General features: G+C 65.5%; 8 protein-coding genes and 2 pseudogenes. 1 reads left to right on the top strand and 9 read right to left on the bottom strand.

All coding sequences use genetic code 11. From position 1 onward, the window contains the following. Positions 1 to 90: 90 nt before the first annotated feature. The 7 genes and pseudogenes from ACQY4T_RS14325 to ACQY4T_RS14295 form a co-directional block, all read right to left on the bottom strand. Complete coding sequence (locus ACQY4T_RS14325; RefSeq protein ID WP_428531536.1) at positions 91 to 7,689, bottom strand: Ig-like domain-containing protein; 7,599 nt, start codon at positions 7,687 to 7,689, stop codon at positions 91 to 93. Between the two features lie 1,028 nt (positions 7,690 to 8,717). Further along, a pseudogene (locus tag ACQY4T_RS14320) lies at positions 8,718 to 8,955 on the bottom strand (MerR family transcriptional regulator); the annotation flags it as partial. Positions 8,956 to 9,057: 102 nt separating this feature from the next. Next, positions 9,058 to 9,369: an integration host factor subunit alpha gene (locus ACQY4T_RS14315; protein ID WP_428531533.1), complete on the bottom strand. Its 312-nt coding sequence runs from the start codon at positions 9,367 to 9,369 to the stop codon at positions 9,058 to 9,060. 93 nt (positions 9,370 to 9,462) lie between these two features. After that, the gene (locus ACQY4T_RS14310) at positions 9,463 to 10,434 is read right to left on the bottom strand and encodes a beta-ketoacyl-ACP synthase III (RefSeq protein ID WP_428531530.1); all 972 of its coding nucleotides are present in this window, start codon (positions 10,432 to 10,434) and stop codon (positions 9,463 to 9,465) included. Between the two features lie 318 nt (positions 10,435 to 10,752). Continuing rightward, positions 10,753 to 11,778, bottom strand: a pseudogene (gene plsX, locus ACQY4T_RS14305) (phosphate acyltransferase PlsX); the annotation flags it as partial. A gap of 67 nt (positions 11,779 to 11,845) precedes the next feature. Then, positions 11,846 to 12,049, bottom strand: coding sequence for a 50S ribosomal protein L32 (gene rpmF, locus ACQY4T_RS14300; RefSeq protein WP_428531527.1), 204 nt, complete (start codon positions 12,047 to 12,049; stop codon positions 11,846 to 11,848). A 165-nt stretch (positions 12,050 to 12,214) separates the two neighbouring features. Beyond that, positions 12,215 to 13,924 carry an AMP-dependent synthetase/ligase gene (locus ACQY4T_RS14295; protein WP_428531524.1) on the bottom strand — a complete coding sequence of 570 codons (1,710 nt, stop codon included), beginning with the start codon at positions 13,922 to 13,924 and terminating at the stop codon, positions 12,215 to 12,217. Positions 13,925 to 14,114: 190 nt separating this feature from the next. Here ACQY4T_RS14295 and ACQY4T_RS14290 point away from each other — a divergent pair, with 190 nt between their 5' ends. Next, positions 14,115 to 15,914, top strand: a complete 1,800-nt coding sequence (locus ACQY4T_RS14290) for a M3 family oligoendopeptidase (protein ID WP_428531521.1) — start codon at positions 14,115 to 14,117, stop codon at positions 15,912 to 15,914. Here ACQY4T_RS14290 and ACQY4T_RS14285 read toward each other — a convergent pair. Next, entirely contained in the window at positions 15,903 to 17,243 is a 1,341-nt protein-coding gene (locus tag ACQY4T_RS14285) for a tetratricopeptide repeat protein (RefSeq protein WP_428531518.1), read from the bottom strand. The genes ACQY4T_RS14290 and ACQY4T_RS14285 overlap by 12 nt on opposite strands. Positions 17,244 to 17,343: 100 nt before the next feature. Next, a complete protein-coding gene (locus ACQY4T_RS14280; RefSeq protein ID WP_428531515.1) occupies positions 17,344 to 18,945 on the bottom strand; it encodes an ABC transporter substrate-binding protein in 1,602 nt (533 codons plus the stop codon).

Here is an 18,945-nt window from a genome sequence, read left to right as displayed (position 1 = left end):
CGCACCCCGGGTCCAGGAAGAGCCGCGCAAATGCCCCATGGCCGTGCCGCATCGAGAACGGCCCGGCCATGGGAGAGCAATGCAGTCATTTTAGACGTGGAAGATAGCGCGTCCTTCCTTCATCCCGAACTCCTCGTATTGGACCAGCGGATTAATCCCCGCCGATTTTACGTCGGGATTGGCGTTCAGGTAAGCGTTGGTTGAGAAGTCAGGGCTGGGATTGCGACCCTCCAGCCAGCCATATTGCTCATAGTGCAGCAGCGGATCCACTCCAGCCGCGGCCACGTCTGGATTTTGTTGCAAATAGTAGGTTGTGTTGAATAGCGCATCCGGGTTGCGCCCCTCATGCCACCCGAAGGTATCGTATTGGGTGAACGGATTGACACCGGCCGCTCGCACGTCCGGATTCTGCGCGAAGTAATAAGTGTTGTCGACCAGCGGATTTTGCTGACCGACCCCATGCGGTTGGGCAATGAATGCCATGCGTCCTTCCGGGGCGCCATATTCCAGGTAGTGTAGCAGCGGGTCGATGCCTGCGGCAGCCACGTCCGGATTGGCCTGCAGATACTTGTCGGTGCTGAAATCCGCACTGGGATCGCGGCCTTCTTTCCAGCCAATGGTGTCGTAATGTGTCAGCGGATCGATGCCGGCCGCGGCGACGTCGGGGTTTTGGTTCAGGTAGTAATCGGTGTTGAAGAAGGCATCCGGGTTGCGCCCCTCCTTCCAGCCAATGGTTGCGTAATGTTCTGCCGGATCAACTCCGGCGGCGGCCACGTCCGGATTGTTCGCCAGGTAGTAGGCAGCGTCGAACTCCGCGACCGGTGCTACGCCCGCGATCGTCAGCGTGCCGGGCGGGTCGCTAGCGGCCCCTGTTAAATCCGCGGCATTTCCCGCTGCATCGGTGATTGTCGAACCGTTCAGGTCGACGCCAGTTACCGCCAGATCTGTTGCTGCCTGGCCAGCGGCAACCGTGTAGCTGAACGTCAGGGCGTCTGTGTCCGAACCTGACACATAGGTGGCCGTTGCGCCATCGCTCAGACTAAGTGTCGGTTCGCCGGCGGTGGCATTGACCGTGACAGCCTCGCTTAGCCCGACCGTGAAGCTTACCGTTTGTCCGACCTGCACAGTTGCGTCGGACGGCGATGCCGTCACCTCTGTCACCGTGGGAGCAACCGTATCAAGCGTGGCAACCAGCGGCATGGAGGCGGTGGAGACATTGCCTGCCAGATCGGTCTGTTTCGCGGTGATGCTGTTGGTGCCTTCGATCAGCGCCGTGGCGGCGGTGATCGACCAGTTGCCGCCGGAGACCCTGCCGGTGCCGATCGTGGTGTTGCCATCGAACAGGGTGACGGTGGCACCGTTCTCACCGGTGCCGCTGAAGCTGGGCAGGCTGACGTTGGTGATGTCGTCTGTGCTGGATGCTCCGCTGTCCGAGGACGCCGCCAGAACAGGCGTGCTCGGCGCCCCCGGCGGGGTGGTGTCGAGGTTGAAGAAGATGGAAGCCGAGCCAGTGTTGCCGGCGGCGTCCGTCTCGCTGGCGGTGATGGTGTGGGCCCCGTCTAACAGCATGGGCATGAAGCTCCATGCGCCCGTTCCGTTGGCGGTGGTTGTGCCGAGGGTGGTGGCGCCTTCCATCAGGGTCACCGTTGCGTTGGCGTCGCCGGTGCCACGCAGCGCGGCGTTCCTGGTCACCGAGTCGTGTGACGAGGCGCCGGTATCGCTAGTCAGCGCCGCCGTCACCGCCGGAGCTGTGGTGTCGAGGGTGACGTTCAGCGGGGTGGAGGCAATGGAGGTATTGCCTGCCACATCGGTCTGTGTGGCGGTGATGCGGTTGGTGCCTTCAATCAGCGCCGTCGCGGCGGTGATCGACCAGGTGCCGGCGGTTACTGTGCCGGTGCCGACTATAGTGCTGCTATCGAGCAAGGTGACGGTGGCACCGTTCTCACCGGTTCCGGTGAAGATGGGCAGGCTGACGTTGGTGATGTTGTCGGTGCTGGATGCTCCGCTGTCCGAGGCCGTCAGCAGGTCGGGCTTGCTCGGCGCCGCCGGCGCTGCGGTATCGAGGGTGACGTTTAGCGCGGTGGAGGCACTGGAGATATTGCCCGCGACATCGGTTTGCGTGGCGGTGATGCTGTTGGCGCCTTCGGTCAGCGGCGTGGCGGCGGAGATCGACCAGGCGCCGGCAGTTACCGTGCCGGTGCCGATTAAGGTGCCGCTGTCGAGCAGGGTGACGGTGGCACCGTTCTCGCCGGTGCCGCTAAAGCTGGGCAGGCCGACATTGGTAATGTTGTCGGTGCTGGATGCACCGCTGTCCGAGGCCGCCGCCAGAACGGGGGCACTCGGCGCTGTCGGCGCTATGGTGTCGAGGGTGACGTTTAGCGCGGCGGAGGCACTGGAGGTATTGCCTGCCACATCGGTCTGTGTGGCAGTGATGCTGTTGGCACCCTGGCTCAGCGCCGTGGTGGCGGTGATCGACCAGTTGCCGCCGGTTACCGTGCCGGTGCCGATTATGGTGCTGCTATCGAGCAACGTGACGGTGGCACCGTTCTCACCGGTGCCGCTAAAGCTGGGCAGGCTGACCTTGGTGATGTTGTCGGTGCTGGATGCTCCGCTGTCCGAGGCCGCCAGCAGGTCGGGCGTGCTCGGCGCCGCCGGCGCTGCGGTATCGAGGGTGACGTTTAGCGCGGTGGAGGCACTGGAGATATTGCCCGCGACATCGGTTTGCGTGGCGGTGATGCTGTTGGCGCCTTCGGTCAGCGGCGTGGCGGCGGAGATCGACCAGGCGCCGGCAGTTACCGTGCCGGTGCCGATTAAGGTGCCGCTGTCGAGCAGGGTGACGGTGGCACCGTTCTCGCCGGTGCCGCTAAAGCTGGGCAGGCCGACATTGGTGATGTTGTCGGTGCTGGATGCACCGCTGTCCGAGGCCGCCGCCAGAACGGGGGCACTCGGCGCTGTCGGCGCTATGGTGTCGAGGGTGACGTTTAGCGCGGCGGAGGCACTGGAGGTATTGCCTGCCACATCGGTCTGTGTGGCAGTGATGCTGTTGGCACCCTGGCTCAGCGCCGTGGTGGCGGTGATCGACCAGTTGCCGCCGGTTACCGTGCCGGTGCCGATTATGGTGCCGCTATCGACCAGGGTGACGGTGGCACCGTTCTCACCGGTGCCGCTAAAGCTGGGCAGGCTGACCTTGGTGATGTTGTCGGTGCTGGATGCTCCGCTGTCCGAGGCCGCCAGCAGGTCGGGCGTGCTCGGCGCCAGCGCGGCGGTATCGAGGGTGAAGGCGACGGAAACCGTGCCAGTGTTGCCGGCAGTGTCCGTCTCGCTGGCGATGACGGTGTGCATCCCATCTGTCAGCGAGGGGGGCGCGAAGTTCCATGCGCCCGTACCGTCGGCGGTGGTAGTGCCGAGCTGCGTGCCGCCTTCCGTCAAGGTCACCACCGCGTTGGCGTCGCCGGTGCCGCTCAGCGCGTCGTTCCTGGTTACCGCGTCGCTTGACGAGGCGCCGGTGTCGCTTGTCAGGGCCGCCGTCACCACCGGCGCCGTGGTGTCGAGGGTAACGCTTAGAGAGGTGGAGGCACTGGAGGTGTTGCCTGCCACATCGGTCTGTGTGGCGGCGATGCTGTTGGTGCCTTCGTGCAACGCCGTGGCGGTGGTGATCGACCAGGTGCCGCCGGTTGTTACCGTGCCGGTGCCGATCGTGGCGCCGCCATCGAGCAGGGTGACGGTGGCACCGGCCTCACCAGTACCGCTGAAGCTGGGCAGGCCGAGGTTGGTGATGTTGTCGGTGGTGGATGCTCCGCTGTCCGAGAGCGCCAGCAGGTCGGGCGTGCTCGGCGCCGCCGGCGCGATGGTGTCGAGGGTGAAGGTGACGGAAGACGAGCCGGTGTTGCCGGCGGCGTCTGTCTCGCTGGCGGTGATGGTGTGCGCCCCATCTGTCAGCGAGGAGGGCGTGAAGCTCCATGCGCCCGTGCCGTTGGCGGGGGTGGTGCCGAGCGTGGTGGCGCCTTCCTTCAAGGTCACCACCGCGTTGGCATCGCCGGTTCCATTCAGCGCGTCGTTCTTCGTCACCGAGTCGCTTAACGAGACGCCGGTGTCGCTTGTCAGGGCTGCCGTCACCGCCGGCGCCGTGGTGTCGAGGGTGACGCTCAGCGGGCTGGAGGCACTGGAGATATTGCCTGCCACATCGGTCTGTTTGGCGGTGATGCTGTTGGCGCCTTCGCTCAGCGGCGTGGTGGCGGTGATCGACCAGGTGCCCCCGGTTACCGTGCCAGTGCCGATCGTGGTGGTGCCATCAAGCAGGGTGACGGTGGCACCGTTCTCGCCAATGCCGTTAAAGATCGGCCGGCTGACCTTGGTGATGTTGTCTGTGCTGGATGCTCCGCTGTCCGAGAGCGCCAGCAGGTCGGGCGTGCTCGGCGCCGCCGGCGCCGCGGTGTCGAGCATGACGTTAAGCGCGGTGGAGGCACCGGAGGTATTGCCTGCCACGTCAGTCTGTGTGGCGGTGATGCTGTTGGCGCCTTGGTGCAACGCCGTGGTGGCGGTGATCGACCAGTTGCCGGCGGATACCGTGCCGGTGCCGATCGTGGTGCTGCCATCGAGCAGGGTGACGGTGGCGCCGTTCTCACCGGTGCCGCTGAAGCTGGGCATGCCGACGTTGGTGATGTTGTCGGTGCTGGATGCTCCGCTGTCCGAGGCCGCCAGCAGGTCGGGCGTGCTCGGCGCCGCCGGCGCGGTGCTGTCGAGGGTGAAGGTGATGACGGCCGACCCAGTGTTGCCGGCGGTGTCCGTCTCGCTGGCGGTGATGGTGTGCGCCCCATCGTTCAGCAAGGGGTTGGAGCTCCATCTGCCGCTGCCGTCGGCGGTGACGGTGTCAAGCGTGGCGCCGCCTTCCGTCAAGGTCACCACCGCGTTGGCGTCGCTGGTGCCGTGCAACCTGGCGTCATTTGTGATCTTGTCGCTTGGCGAGGCGCCGGTGTCGCTTGTCAGGGCTGCCGTCACCACCGGCGCTGCGGTATCGAGGGTGAAGGCGATGGAAGCCGACCCAGAGTTGCCCGCGGTGTCCGTTTCGCTGGCAGTGATGCTGTGCGCCCCATCTGTCAGCACGGGCGTGTAGCTCCATGCGCCCGTGCTGTCGGCGGTGGTGGTGCCGAGCTGGGTGACGCCCTCCGTGAAGGTCACCACCGCGTTGGCGTCGCCGGTGCCGTTCAGCGCGGCGGTGTTGGTCACCGAGTCGTGCGGCAAGGCGCCGGTGTCGATGGTCAGGAACGCTGTCACCGCCGGCGCGATGGTATCGAGGGTGACGCTCAGCGGGCTGGAGGCAACGGAAATATTGCCTGCCACATCGGTCTGTGTGGCGGTGATGCTGTTGGCGCCTTCGCTCAGCGGCGTGGCGGAGAGGATCGCCCAGGTGCCCCCGGATACCGTGGCGGTGCCGATCGTGGTGCTGCCATCCAGCAGGGTGACGGTGGCACCGTTCTCACCGGTGCCGCTGAAGATGGGCAGCGTGACGTTGGTGATGTTGTCTGTGCTGGATGCTCCGGTGTCCGAGAGCGTCAGCAGGTCGGGCGTGCTCGGCGCCGCCGGCGGTGTGGTGTCGAGGGTGACGTTGAGCACGCTGGAAGCACTGGAGGTATTGCCTGCCACATCGGTTTGTGTGGCGGTGATCCTGTTGGCGCCTTCGCTCAGCCTCGTGGTGGCGGTAATCGACCAGGCGCCGGCGGATACCATGCCGGAGCCGATTATGGTGCCGCCATCGAGCAAGGTGACGGTGGCACCGTCCTCGCCGGTGCCGGTGAAGCTGGGCAGGCCGACGTTAGTGATGTTGTCGGCGTTGGATGCTCCGCTGTCCGAGGCCGCTGCCAGAACAGGGGCGCTCGGCGCCGCCGGCGGTGTAGTGTCGAGGGTGACGTTGAGCGCGGTGGAGGCACTGGAGGGATTGCCTGCCACATCGGTCTGTGTGGCGGTGATACTGTTGGTGCCTTCGCTCAGCGTCGTGGTGGCGGTGATCGACCAGGTTCCGGCGGATACTGTGCCGATGCCGATCGTGGTGCTGCCATCGAGCAAGGTGACGGTGGCACCGTTCTCGCCGGTGCCGCTGAAGCTGGGCCGGCCGACGTTAGTGATGTTGTCGGCGTTGGATGCTCCGCTGTCCGAGGCCGCTGCCAGAACAGGGGCGCCCGGAGCCGCCGGCGGTGTGGTGTCGAGGGTGACGTTTAGCGCGGTGGAGGCACTGGAGGTATTGCCTGCCACATCGGTCTGTGTGGCGGTGATGCTGTTGGTGCCTTCGCTCAGCGTCGTGGCGGCGGTGATCGACCAGGTGCCGGCGGATACCGTGCCGGAGCCGAGTATGGTGCCGCTATCGAACAGGGTGACGGTGGCACCGTCCTCACCGGTGCCGGTGAAGCTGGGCAGGCCGACATTGGTGATGTCGTCGGTGGTGGATATTCCGCTGTCCGAGGCCGCCGCCAGAACAGGGGCGGTCGGCGCCGCCGGCGGTGTGGTGTCAAGGGTGACGTTGAGCGCAGTGGAGGCACCGGAGGTATTGCCTGCCACGTCAGTCTGTGTGGCGGTGATACTGTTGGAGCCTTGGCTTAGCGCCGTTGCGGCGGTGATCGACCAGGCGCCGGCGGTTACCGTGCCGGTGCCGATCGTGGTGGTGCCATCGAGCAGGGTGACGGTGGCACCGTCCTCACCGGTGCCGGTGAAGATGGGCCGGCCGACGTTGGTGATGTCGTCGGAGCTGGAAACTCCGCTGTCCGAGGCCGCCGCCAGAACAGGGACGCCCGGCGCCGCCGGCGCGGTGGTGTCGAGGTTGACGTTTAGCGCGGTGGAGGCACTGGAGGTATTGCCTGCCACATCGGTCTGAGTGGCGGTGATGCTGTTGGAGCCTTGGCTTAGCGCCGTTGCGGCGGTGATCGACCAGGCGCCGGCGGTTACCGTGCCGGTGCCGATCGTGGTGGTGCCATCGAGCAGGGTGGCGGTGGCACCGTCCTCACCGGTGCCGGTGAAGATGGGCCGGCCGACGTTGGTGATGTCGTCGGTGCTGGAAACTCCGCTGTCCGAGGCCGCCGCCAGCACAGGGGCGCTCGGCGCCCCCGGCGCCATGGTGTCGAGGGTGAAGGCGACGGATACCGTGCCGGTGTTGCCGGCGGCGTCCGTCTCGCTGGCGATGATGGTGTGCGCCCCATCTGTCAGCGAGGAGGGCGTCAAGCTCCATGCGCCGGCGCCGTTGGCGGTGGTAGTACCGAGCGGGCTGGCGCCTTCCGTCAAGGTCACCACCGTGTTGGCATCGCCGGTGCCGTGCAGCGTGGCGATTTTGGTCACCGCGTCGCTTGACGAGGTGCCGGTGTCGCTTGTCAGGACTGCCGTCACCGCCGGCGCTGTCTCGTCTACCGTTAGGTTTCGGGTTGTCTGCGCTAAGCCATTAATAGAATCTGTGACGTTCGCGGTCACAATATAGCGGGCGTCCGGCAACGAAGTGTGAGTTAGGTCTGTTATCGGAACGTTTAACGTCCAGGCGCCACCTGTCACCGTGGTCGTATAAGACTTGGAGTTTAAATCAACCGTAACGGTCTGGCTGTCTGCAACGTTCGAAGTGGTGCCGCTGATGGGCAGGACGGAACCCGCTTCCGCAGCGTTGAGGACGTCGTCACCGGAAATGGTGGAGATCGTGATGCTCGACGATGGCATGCTTGCTAGACCCACTCGGTTTGATTGTTTCTGTGGCGCATATACGGGGCCAACATGCGGTTGTATACCGTAAAGTTTCTAAACCCGTGATTGTGCTTTTCGAGTTACGAGTCGCTTGGCCGGTGATAAGCAAGAGCGTTTCTTTCGCGGTCGTCGGCGATCTCCAGACGATCGTGGCGTTGCTCGACGCTCAATGGCTCGCACCCCAATCGAGGAGGGTGAAGCAGGCGCTTGCGCTGTAGGCTCCTCCAACAAGCCTGCGTCTTTCGGACGCGCCTCGGCCAAGCCGGTGAACCGTCGCGGTAATCATCCGGGCGCGCGGTCGCGCCTTTTCTGCTCAATGCCGAACTGTTTCGGACGGCGCCGGAGCGCGCCGCACAGGCAGCGCTACGGGCTCGAATTAACGGGCTCTCGTATGAAGAAAATTACGTATACGGAATGTGTTGTAAACGATGCGCATTATACGCGCTGGGTTGCCAGGCGTGCCGCGCGAAAGAAGGCTTATACCAACGGTCGTCCTGGATGGCCGATGTTACTTATGACGTAACGAAGTTGTAAGGAGTGGCTCCGTCGTCCACAAAAGTTACGGCTGCGTCCGATGGCCTGTGACTCCGCCTGCGTCACCGCAATGCCCGCTGGGCTGAAGCCTGCGGCCCACTGACGATGTTCGACGCTGCGGAGCGCATCTTCCGATCATCTCGGATTCAACTGCCGACACGCACGATTGTGGCGATTGATTTATAGGCTTGTTCCATTAGGCCCAAGCCCCGGGGCACCCTATCCCAGCCGAGCCCGCAGAGTTTCGAGTTCGCCCAACGCCTCCAGCAGCAACGCTCGCAGCCGTTCGGGTTCGCCGTCCGGCCGTGACCGCGCAACGCCGCGAGCCACTTGCGCCAGCCCCGGCGGCGGCGACACCAGTCCCAGCCCCGGGATCAGCGGCGGTTCGGCCGGGGCGAGTGCCGCCTTCTCCGCCTCGGCTGCGGCGCGTTCGTCCGCCGTCGGCGGCGGGATGTCGTCGGACAACTGACCGCCGCCTTCGCGCAGCAGCCGTTGCACGCCCTTGATCGTATAGCCCTGGGTGTAGAGCAGATCCGCGATCCGCCGCAGCAGCACGATGTCGTCCGGGCGGTAGTAGCGTCGGCCGCCGCCGCGCTTCAACGGCCTGACTTGCGGAAATTTTGTCTCCCAGAACCGCAGGACATGCTGCGGGATGTGAAGATCGTCCGCTACCTCACTGATTGTCCGAAAAGCATTTGGGGCCTTCTTCAGCCGAGACCGCACGCCATGCACGATGTCGTCATGGCCCAAGTCACCGCTCACCGGCGAGTCCACGGACCGCCCCCGGCATCAGGCGTTATGCGAACCGGATCATTCATCGTCGTCCGCACCAGGCGTCGTACCGTTGACATGCGCCTTCAGGACGTGGCTGGGCCGGAACACCAGCACGCGGCGCGGCAGAATGGGCACTTCCTCCCCGGTCTTCGGGTTGCGGCCGATGCGGCGCCCCTTTTGTCTGATAGAAAAGGTTCCGAAGCCACTGATTTTAACAGATTCACCTTGTTCCAGGCGAGTGGCCACGCGCTCCAGCACGTCTTCCAGCAGATCGGCCGACTCGTTCCGCGACAGCCCGATCTGCGTGTAGATCATTTCGGCGATGTGGGCGCGGGTAATGGTCAGCATAGGCCGACGGTATGCAGATCATCCCGACACGTCAAGATTTCGCTGTAAAAATCTTAATGGATCAGGGGTTTGCAGCCTGTCCTAAGTTCGCGCTCAGAGCCGGACCAACGCCGATCCCCAGGTGAGTCCGCCGCCCAGTGCCTCCAGCAACACTAGGTCGCCGCCGCGGATGCGTCCGTCGGCGCGTGCCTCGGCCAAGGCAAGCGGGACGGAGGCTGCCGATGTATTGGCATGTCTGTCCACCGTCATCACAACCCGCTCCGACGGCAATCCCAGCTTCTTGCCCATGGCATTGATAATGCGGCTATTCGCCTGGTGCGGCACCAGCCAGTCGATGTCGGCATAGGCCAAGCCGTTGGCGGCAAGCGCTTCATCCACCGCCTCGGCCAATCGCGTCACCGCGTGACGGAAGACCTCCCGTCCATTCATCACCAGGTGGCCGGGCCGGTCGGGTTGGCCGACGGCACCATCGACGTAGAGAATGCCGCCCAGGCTGCCTTGGGCATGAATGTGGGTGGATAGCACGCCGCGCCGGTCGTCGTCTCGCGGATCGCTGGCGCGCAGGAACACCGCCCCTGCCCCATCGCCGAACAGCACGCAGGTTCCTCGGTCCTGCCAGTTCAGGATGCGCGAGTAAACCTCGCTACCGATCACCAGGACCCCGCGCACCTGCCCGGCTCGGATCAGCCCGTCGGCGACGGACAGGGCGTAGATGAAACCGGCACAGGCGGCCGAGAGGTCGAAACCGAAACCCCGGTTGATTCCGAGTTCCGCCTGCACTCGCAGCGCGGTCGCCGGAAAGGCCTGGTCCGGGGTGCTGGTTGCCAAAATGATGGCGTCGACGTCGGCGGCGGTCGCGCCGGCATCGGCAAGCGCCGCCCGGGCAGCTTTTGCGCCCATGAATGCCGCCGTCTCGTGGCTGGCGGCGAAGTGGCGCTGCTTGATCCCGGTGCGCTCACGGATCCATTCGTCCGATGTATCGACGGTTCGCGACAGCTCGTCGTTGCTGACGACCCGCTGGGGGAGATAGCCGCCACAGCCGGCGAGGATGGAACGAAGCGGCATCGCGGATCCTGATCAGGCGGTGGCGAACTGGGGGTCTTCGTCGCTATCCAATCGGGAATTACCCGCGGGCAGCTTCCCCGAAAGCGGTTTGGAAGGCGGCCCGGACGAGGGCGGCCCGGACGAGGGCGGCCCGGACGGCGGTTCTCCTGCTTGCCGCTGCTCCAGGAAGTCCGCTTTCACGGCGTGACCGATGTCAGCCTGCTGATTGGCCGGCTGCTCGTTGCAGCGCTGGCCAAGGCGACGCTCTTCAACACTGCAAGGCTGGTTGTGCCTTGGCTCTCTGCTCGACGTACCCACGGCTGAGGAATCACCCGCTTCCGGGACGTTGCGCTCGGCCTCGGTGGTCCCAGCCGAGTCTGGCTTGTCCAGCGCGATCCGCGCCAAGTCCTCGCGGATGCGATCGTTGAAGCGGTGCGTCACCATGTCCAGGGCGACATCGACGGCGTGAGCGAAGCCTTGCGCGTCGGTTCCGCCGTGCGATTTGACCACCACGCCGTTCAGCCCGACCATCACAGCCCCGTTGTAACGGCGCGGATCCAGCCACTCGCGCAGTCGATCCAGACCCGGGCGGACCAGCAGGTAGGCCAGCTTGCCCGCCAGGCTGCCGCTGAAGATCTGCTTCAGGAACTCGACGATCAGCTTCAGCGCACCCTCGCCGGTCTTCAGCGCGACATTGCCGGTAAAGCCATCGGTGACGATGACATCGGTGGTGCCGGCGGCGATATCGTGGCCCTCGACAAAGCCCCAGAATTGCGGGCCCAGATGACTGGCGCGCAGGATTTCGGCCGCCTCGCGAACCGTATCGTTGCCTTTCAGCTCTTCCGACCCGACGTTCAACAGCCCGACGGTCGGCGCGGTCAGGCCCAGCACGGTGCGGGCGAACACATCGCCCATCACCGCGAACTGCACCAGGTTGCGCACGTCGCACTGCACATTGGCACCGAGGTCCAGCATCACGACATCGCCCCGCGCGGACGGCCCGATGCCGGCCATCGCCGGACGGTCGATCCCTGGCAGCGACTTGATGACGATCTTGGCCAAAGCCAGAAGCGCGCCGGTGTTGCCGGCCGACACCAGGCCGGATGCCTCCATGCTTGCCACCGCATCGACCGCGACCCGCATCGACGACCGCCGGCTGCGTAGCGCCGCGGTCGGCTTCATCTCGTTGCCGATCACGTCGGGCGCATGTCGCACGGTGCAGGCCGCCTGGGCGCGCCGGTTGCGGGCCAGTAGCGCGGTCAACGCCGGTTCGTTGCCGACCAGCAAGAAGCGGGCCGAGGGATGGCGTTCCGCCGCGATCTCCAGGCCCTGGACGACCATATCGGGGGCATTGTCGCCCCCCATCGCGTCCACCGCCAGGGTAAAGGGACCGGTGGTCACGGGCGCACCATGGGCGCCGCGCGACCCGGTCTCAGATCCGGACAGCGCCCCGCAGCGGCTTGCCGGCCGCGACCACTTCCCGCCCGTTGTAATAACCACAATGGCTGCAGACGTGATGGGGACGTTTGGTTTCGCCGCAGTTGGGGCATTCGGCGTGCGCCTCGTGCGGCAGCGCCTGGTGGCTGCGGCGCATCCCGGCGCGCGACGGCGAAGTCTTTCGTTTGGGTACAGCCATGGGACGACGCCCCTTCTCTAACGGCATGCGCCCCGCGCATCGCGCGAGGCCTGACAGAAATCCACGATCGGACAAAAACGCGAGCCGCGCCGTCTAGCAGAGCAACCGCGCCATCGCAATGGCTGATCAATCCAACCACCCGTTCCCCCAAACCATCCTGTCTGTTTAGTGCAGCCGGCCCAGGATATGGGCATTGGCCCGCATCACCAAGACGCGGCGGATTTTCTGCAACGGTGTCAGCAGCCCGTTGTCGATAGTGAATGGGGACACCACGGCATGCTTGCGGACGCGCTCAGTGACCGACAAACGGTAGTTGGTCCGGCTGATCGCCAGCGCCACCCCGACGTCGTCGTGGCCATCGGCGGGCACCACCAGCGCGCTGACGCCGCTGCGCCCCTCGCCGGTGACGACCGCCTGGGCGATCTCGGTTTCGGCCATCAGCATGCCCTCGATCTTGGCCGGCGAGACGTTCTCGCCGCCGGACAGCACGATCATGTCCTTCTTTCGGTCGGTGATACGCAGGTAGCCCCGATCGAGTTCACCGATATCGCCGGTATGCAGCCAGCCGTCGCGGATCGTCGCCTCGGTGTCGCGCGGGCGGTTCCAGTAGCCGTCCATCACCAGTCCGCCGCGCACCAGGATCTCGCCGTCCCCAGCAATCCGCACGTCGACCCCGGAAAGTGGCTTGCCGACGGTATCGATACGGATCGCATCCGGCGGATTGGCACTGATCACCGGCCCTGCCTCGGTCTGGCCATAGCCCTGCATGATGGTCATGCCGAGCGACTGGAAGAAGCGGCCGACCTCCGGGTCCAGCCGCGCCCCGCCCGACATCGCGGCGACCAGGCGGCCGCCGAATCGCGCCCTGACCTTGGCGCGCACCAGGCGGTCCAGCAACGGATCGAGCAGCCGTTCGGACAGCGTCAGCCGCTCCCCGTCCACCCGCTTCAGGCCGATCGCGGCCGCGGTCTGGAACAGGCGCTGGCGCAACGGCGTCTCGCGCGCGAGCTGGGTCAGCACACGCATGCGGATGACCTCCAGTACGCGGGGCACGGCGGTCAGGATGGTCGGGCGCACCGCCAGCATGTCGGCCGCCAGGTGCTCGACGCCGCGGGCGTAGACGATCTCGGTGCCCAGGCTGAGCATGAAGAACTGCCCGACGGTGTGTTCATAGGCGTGCGACACCGGCAGGTAGGACAGATACACCTCGTCGCGCAGCCCGAGCGGGCGCACCAGTTCGGCGGCGCCGGCGCAGTTCGACAGGATGGCCCGGTGCGGCAGCATAACGCCGCGCGGCGACCCGCCGGTTCCCGAGGTGTAGATCAGGCAGGCCAGCGCGGTTGGCGGGATAGCGGCGACTTCGGCGGCGACGTCGTCGGGCGGGCGCTGGTCCTCGATCAGGTCTGCCCACGATAGCACCCGGGCGGCGCCGGCATCGACGCTTGGGACGCCGTCGGTGACAATGAGCAGTTGCAGACCGTTGCCCTTGGCGGCGGCCGCCAGCAGACGATCGGCCAGGGCGGCGGAGGATACCACCGCGGTGCGCGCGCCGGAGTCGCGCAGGAGATGGGCGTGGTCATCCACCGTATTGGTCGTGTAGGCCGGCACCGGCACCGCCTGGATCGCCATCAGCGCGGTCTCGGTCAGCGGGAATTCGGGCCGGTTCTCCATGCACAGCAAGACGCGGTCGCCGGCCGCGACCCCGGCCTGGCGCAGATGCCGAGCGCAGGAGGCGGCCATGCGGCCGAACTCACCCCAGCGGATGGTGTGCCAGCCGCCGTCGCGCCAGCCGCGCAGCATCGGCCGCGACGGCCATTGCCGGGCCAGCGCGAACATCATCGAGGCCAAGTTCGGCCATGTCGGGTTGGCTTGCACGCATCCTCCGCTGCCCGGTTCGGTCAGGCTCGGGCCAATCGCGCCCTTTGACGTTCGCTTCGTGTAGCCTACATGACGCCAGCGTGCAGCAGGCCAGACCGAAAATGGTCTGGGTCTTTGTTTTGTCGCATGATTCACGCGCCTTGACGTTCCGCCCGGCGCGATCATGCTTTGGGACATGAAATCCGCGATGAATGACGCAACCGCCGCCGCAACCCAGGCTCTGCCGGCCGCCACCCTCCCAGCCTGGGACCTGTCCGACCTTTACGCCTCAGCCGACGATCCCGCCGTGGCGGCGGATCTGACGCTGGCGGAGCAGATGGCGAAAAGCTTCGCCCAGGCGCATGGCGGGACGCTGGCGAGCCTGTCGGGCGCCGCGTTGGCCGCGGTGATCGCGGCATATGAGCGTATCCAGGAAATACTGGGCCGCGTCGCGTCCTATGCTCAACTGCTGTTCGCCGGCGATTCGACCGATCCGGTGATCGGGCGCTTCTACCAGACGGTGAACGAGCGGGTGACCGCGATCAGCAGCGACCTGATCTTTTTCTCGCTGGAACTGAACCGGGTCGACGACGCGCTGCTGGAAGCCAAGCTGGCTGATCCGGCGCTGGCGCGCTACCGGCCGTGGCTGCGCGATCTGCGGGTATTCCGCCCGCATCAACTCAGCGACGAGCTGGAAAAATTGAACCACGAGCGGGACCTGACCGCCAACGCCGCCTGGGTGCGGCTGTTCGAGGAAACCGTCGCCGCCATGCGCATCGAGCTGAACGGTGAGACGCTAACCGTCAGCGACACGCTGAACCGGCTGTCCGACCGCGACCGGTCGGTGCGTGAGGGTGCCGGCAAGGCCATTGGCGCGGCCTTCGGGGACAATATCCGGCTGTTCTCGCTGATCACCAACACGCTGGCCAAGGACAAGGAGATCGAAGACAATTGGCGGCATTATCCTCGCCCCGCCAGCTTGCGCAACCGGGCCAACATGGTGGAGGACGAAGTCGTCGACGCACTGGCGACCGCGGTGCGGCAATCTTATCCGCGGCTGTCGCATCGCTATTACCGGATGAAGGCGAAATGGCTTGGGCTGCCAAAGCTGCAGCACTGGGATCGCAACGCGCCGTTGCCGAACGATGACGACCGGCTGATCGAATGGCCGGATGCGACCAAACAGGTGCTCGGGGCGTACCGCGCGTTCAGCCCGGAATTGGCCAAGGTCGGACAGGACTTCTTCGACAAGCCGTGGATCGATGCGCGGCTGACCCCCGGCAAGTCGGGCGGTGCGTTTGCCCATCCGACGGTGCCCAGCGTGCATCCCTATCTGCTGCTGAACTACCACGGCAAGGCGCGCGACGTGATGACGCTGGCGCACGAGCTGGGCCACGGGGTGCATCAGGTGCTGGCCGCTCCGCGGGGCGCGTTGATGTCGCACACGCCGCTGACCCTGGCGGAAACCGCGAGTGTGTTCGGTGAGATGCTGACCTTCCGCTCGCTTCTGGACACCGCCACGCCGGGTCAGCGCCGCATCATGCTGGCGGCGAAGACCGAGGACATGCTGAACACCGTGGTCCGCCAGGTGGCCTTCTATCAGTTCGAGACCCTGCTGCACGACGAGCGCCGGTCGGGAGAACTGCTGCCGGAGCGGATCGGTGAACTATGGATGCAGGTACAGGCCGAAAGCCTGGGCCCGACGTTCGAGTTCACCCCCGAATACAGCGTGTTCTGGTCGTATGTGCCGCACTTCATCCACTCGCCGTTCTATGTCTATGCCTATGCGTTCGGGGATTGCCTGGTGAATGCACTGTATGCGGTGTTCCAGTCTGGGCATCCGGGCTTCCAGGCAAAGTATCTCGACATGCTGCGGGCCGGCGGCACCAAGCGTCACCGGGAACTGCTGGCGCCGTTCGGGCTGGACGCATCCGATCCGGCGTTCTGGAACAAGGGGCTGGACGTGATCTCGGGCTTCATCGACGAGCTTGAAGGATCAGCACAGTAGTCCCGCGGCCATCGCATAACCGCGCCGACGCTCCGGCGGAACGGGATTTCGCCCGGCCACGCGCTGCAGCAACATGCGCGCATCGCCATCGGCCCCGGCCTTCAGCGCGGAATCGAGATAAAGCTGCTCCAGCACATCCTGCTGGGCGTGACTGCCGCCCATCCGGTGCATCTCGCCGATCACCGGGCGCATCGCGGCCACCGCGTCGGCGTGGCGGCCTTGGCCGTTGGCCAGCACCGCCTCGGTGACCGGCAGGGCGACCTCGGCCACCAGCCTGGCGATCGGCTGGGTGCCCGCGGCGAAGTCGCGCATGCCGGATAGCATGGAAGCGGCGGCCTGGTCGCGGCCGGTCGCGGCCAGCGCCATCATCCAGTGCGGCAAGGTGAACGCCGACTGGCAGTCGCCGATCCGGGTTTCCGCCTTGTCGGCCAGTTCGGCCCAGCGATCGCCGACGCCGACGACGTGGCGCGCCAGACGGAACAGCATCGAGGCGGCGTTCTGCACGTCGATATAGAGGTCCGGAGCGATCCCGGTCAGCGGCGAGGCCAGATCGCGAAAACCGGCGTCATAGCGTTCCAACACCTTGGCGAAGTCGCCGAGTTCGAGGTGATACATCGCCTGGTGCCACCACAGATGGTGCTTCAGGTTGTTGGCAGCGGACCAGCCTGACTGCAGACCCTCGACCCAGGCGATGCCTTCCAGCCGGCGTCCAGTCATTTCCAGCACGTGCGCTACGCCGTGCGCGGCCCACAGGTCGGTCGGATCGCGGCGCACCGCTTCGCGCCCGGCATTCTCTGCCTGGAGGTAGTAACCGGCCTCCTCGTGCGCGAAGCAGCGGCACCCCAGGATGGCGACGTAGCCGGGCAGCGTGTCGCTCCAGTGCCGCTCGACCGCGATTACGGACGCCAGCATCGCCTGCGGCCGGCCGGACCAGAAATTGACGAAATGCGCCAGCCGAAACGCGAGGATGTCGTGCGGATGTTGGCGCAGGATGTCATCCCATACCGCCACAGCCTGGTCCGGGTCGCCGTCGATCCAGTGTGCCAGCGCCTGGGCATGGGCTTTTTCACGCGTCGTGGCGTCGCCTCGGCGGGCGGCGGCCAAGGCGGCGCGCGCCGCACCCAACGCATCGGACCGGAAGCCCATCAGCAGCAGATAGCCCATCAGGCAGTGCGCCAGGGCGAAGTCGGGGTCGGCGGCAAATACCGCTTCCATCCGTTCGGCCATATCGGCGCGGTAGCCCAAATAGCCGTCGATCGCACGATCGAAAGCGTCAACCGCCTGGTGTGAAACCGTGGTCAGCGGCAGGCCGCGGCAATCCTGGAGCATCTTGGTCCTCCCGGGTTCGGGTCGCGGCAGTATGGCCGCACGGGAGCGCGCTTCAAAGCGTCGGGGCGCCGTTTCAGCGTCGGGCGAGGTGGCCGGTCGGCTAAGCCATCGAGATCTGGGTAAAGTCGACGAACCAGCTCTGCACCGGCACGAAGCCGCGGACCTTCTTCGACATCGCGCGCGGATTCAGATCATGCACGATGAATAGCCAGGGCGCCTGGTCCACCATCTTGCCGTGCGCCGCGGCCAGTAGCCTGGTCTGTTCGGCGGGATCGAAACTTGCCTGCGCCTGTTTCAGGTCTGTGGTAACCGTCGGGTCGTCGAAATGGCCCCAATTGTAGTTGGTGGGCGAGAAACTGTCCTTGGCGTAATAGCGGAACATCGACGACGGATCGACCGAACTGAGGCTTATGTTGATGCCCTGATCGCCGTGCGACTGCGGGGCATTCGGATCACTGCGGATGGCCACCAGCATGGTGCCCCATTCGACCACGTCGAAATCGATCTGCATGCCGACGGCGGCGAAGTTCTGCTGCAGGAATTCGTTCATCGGGATCGGCAGCATCTGGCCCGACCCGGATGTGGAGATCATGATCTTGGCCTTAAGCGGCTTGTTGGGCCCGTAGCCGGCTTCGGTCAGCAACGCCTTCGCCTTGGCCGGATCGTGATCATAGTGCTGCGTCGGATCGCCGAAGTATTGATTACCCGGCGGATACAGCCCGACCGCCGGCTTGGCGATGCCGTTCAACAGGCTGCACAGACCTTGCCGATCGATCGCGTAATTCATCGCCCGGCGCACCCGCAGATCCTTGAACGGTGAATCGCCCTCGGTATTCAGGCAGTATGGATAGGTGTGCGGATAAGGCCAGAGTGTGACGACGAAACCGGCTGCTTTCAGTGACGGGATGGAGTCCGGTGCCGGCACCTCGATCCAGTCGACCTGGCCCGACCTGAGAGCGGCGATGCGCGTGGTGGCTTCCGCCATGGGACTGACCACCAGCCTTTCCAGCTTGGGAATCCGGGTGGGGTCCCAGTACGCCTCGTTGCGCACCATCTCGATATATTGGCCGGGAACGATACGTGTGATCTTGAACGGGCCGGTGCCTGCCGGTTGCTTGCCGAATGCTGCCCAGGTCTTGCCTACCTTGTCGAATTGGGTCGGGCTGACCATCAATATGCGGGTCAGCAGATAGGGCAGGAAACTGAACGGATACTTCGTTGTCATGACAATCGTGTTGCCGTCCGGCTTTTCGTAGCCGACCACCATCGACACCGATGCCTTGACGATTGGCGCCGCGGTTGCGTCGTAATGCGGCGATTTTTCGTCGTAGATCCGTTGCAGGTTCCAGATCACCGCGTCGGCGTTGAAATCGGTTCCGTCGTGGAACTTCACGCCTTGCCGCACGGTGAAGATCCAGCGCAGCGGGTTGGTCTCGTCGATCTTCCAGGCGGTGAACAGGCCGGGCGTGATATCGGCCGGCTTGTCCGGATGGTGCCGCAGGTCCCAGTTCACCAGCCCGTCATAGGGCGGATAGCCCAGGAAGCGGTAGCCTTCGAAACCATTATTCGGAATTCCGTGCGCGCTGGGCAGGTCCGCCGCCGTCATGGCTATGCGCAGCGTGCCGCCGGCGGAGGCCGCCGCGGCCGGCAGCGTCGGAACCGCGGCGGCGGCAACGCCTGCAAGCAGATCGCGTCTAAGCAT

The sequence above is a fragment of the Rhodopila sp. genome (assembly GCF_965277825.1).
GTDB lineage: Bacteria > Pseudomonadota > Alphaproteobacteria > Acetobacterales > Acetobacteraceae > Rhodopila.
This window is presented reverse-complemented; position numbering and strand designations above follow the sequence as displayed.

Bases quoted from the DNA above. Each gene is read 5' to 3' on its own strand.
- ACQY4T_RS14280 (WP_428531515.1), bottom strand. From the start codon at position 18,945: ATGCTTAGACGCGATCTGCTTGCAGGCGTTGCCGCCGCCGCGGTTCCG.
- ACQY4T_RS14310 (WP_428531530.1), bottom strand. From the start codon at position 10,434: ATGCCGCTTCGTTCCATCCTCGCCGGCTGTGGCGGCTATCTCCCCCAG.
- ACQY4T_RS14285 (WP_428531518.1), bottom strand. From the start codon at position 17,243: ATGCTCCAGGATTGCCGCGGCCTGCCGCTGACCACGGTTTCACACCAG.
- rpmF (WP_428531527.1), bottom strand. From the start codon at position 12,049: ATGGCTGTACCCAAACGAAAGACTTCGCCGTCGCGCGCCGGGATGCGC.
- ACQY4T_RS14290 (WP_428531521.1), top strand. From the start codon at position 14,115: ATGAATGACGCAACCGCCGCCGCAACCCAGGCTCTGCCGGCCGCCACC.
- ACQY4T_RS14325 (WP_428531536.1), bottom strand. From the start codon at position 7,689: ATGCCATCGTCGAGCATCACGATCTCCACCATTTCCGGTGACGACGTC.
- ACQY4T_RS14315 (WP_428531533.1), bottom strand. From the start codon at position 9,369: ATGCTGACCATTACCCGCGCCCACATCGCCGAAATGATCTACACGCAG.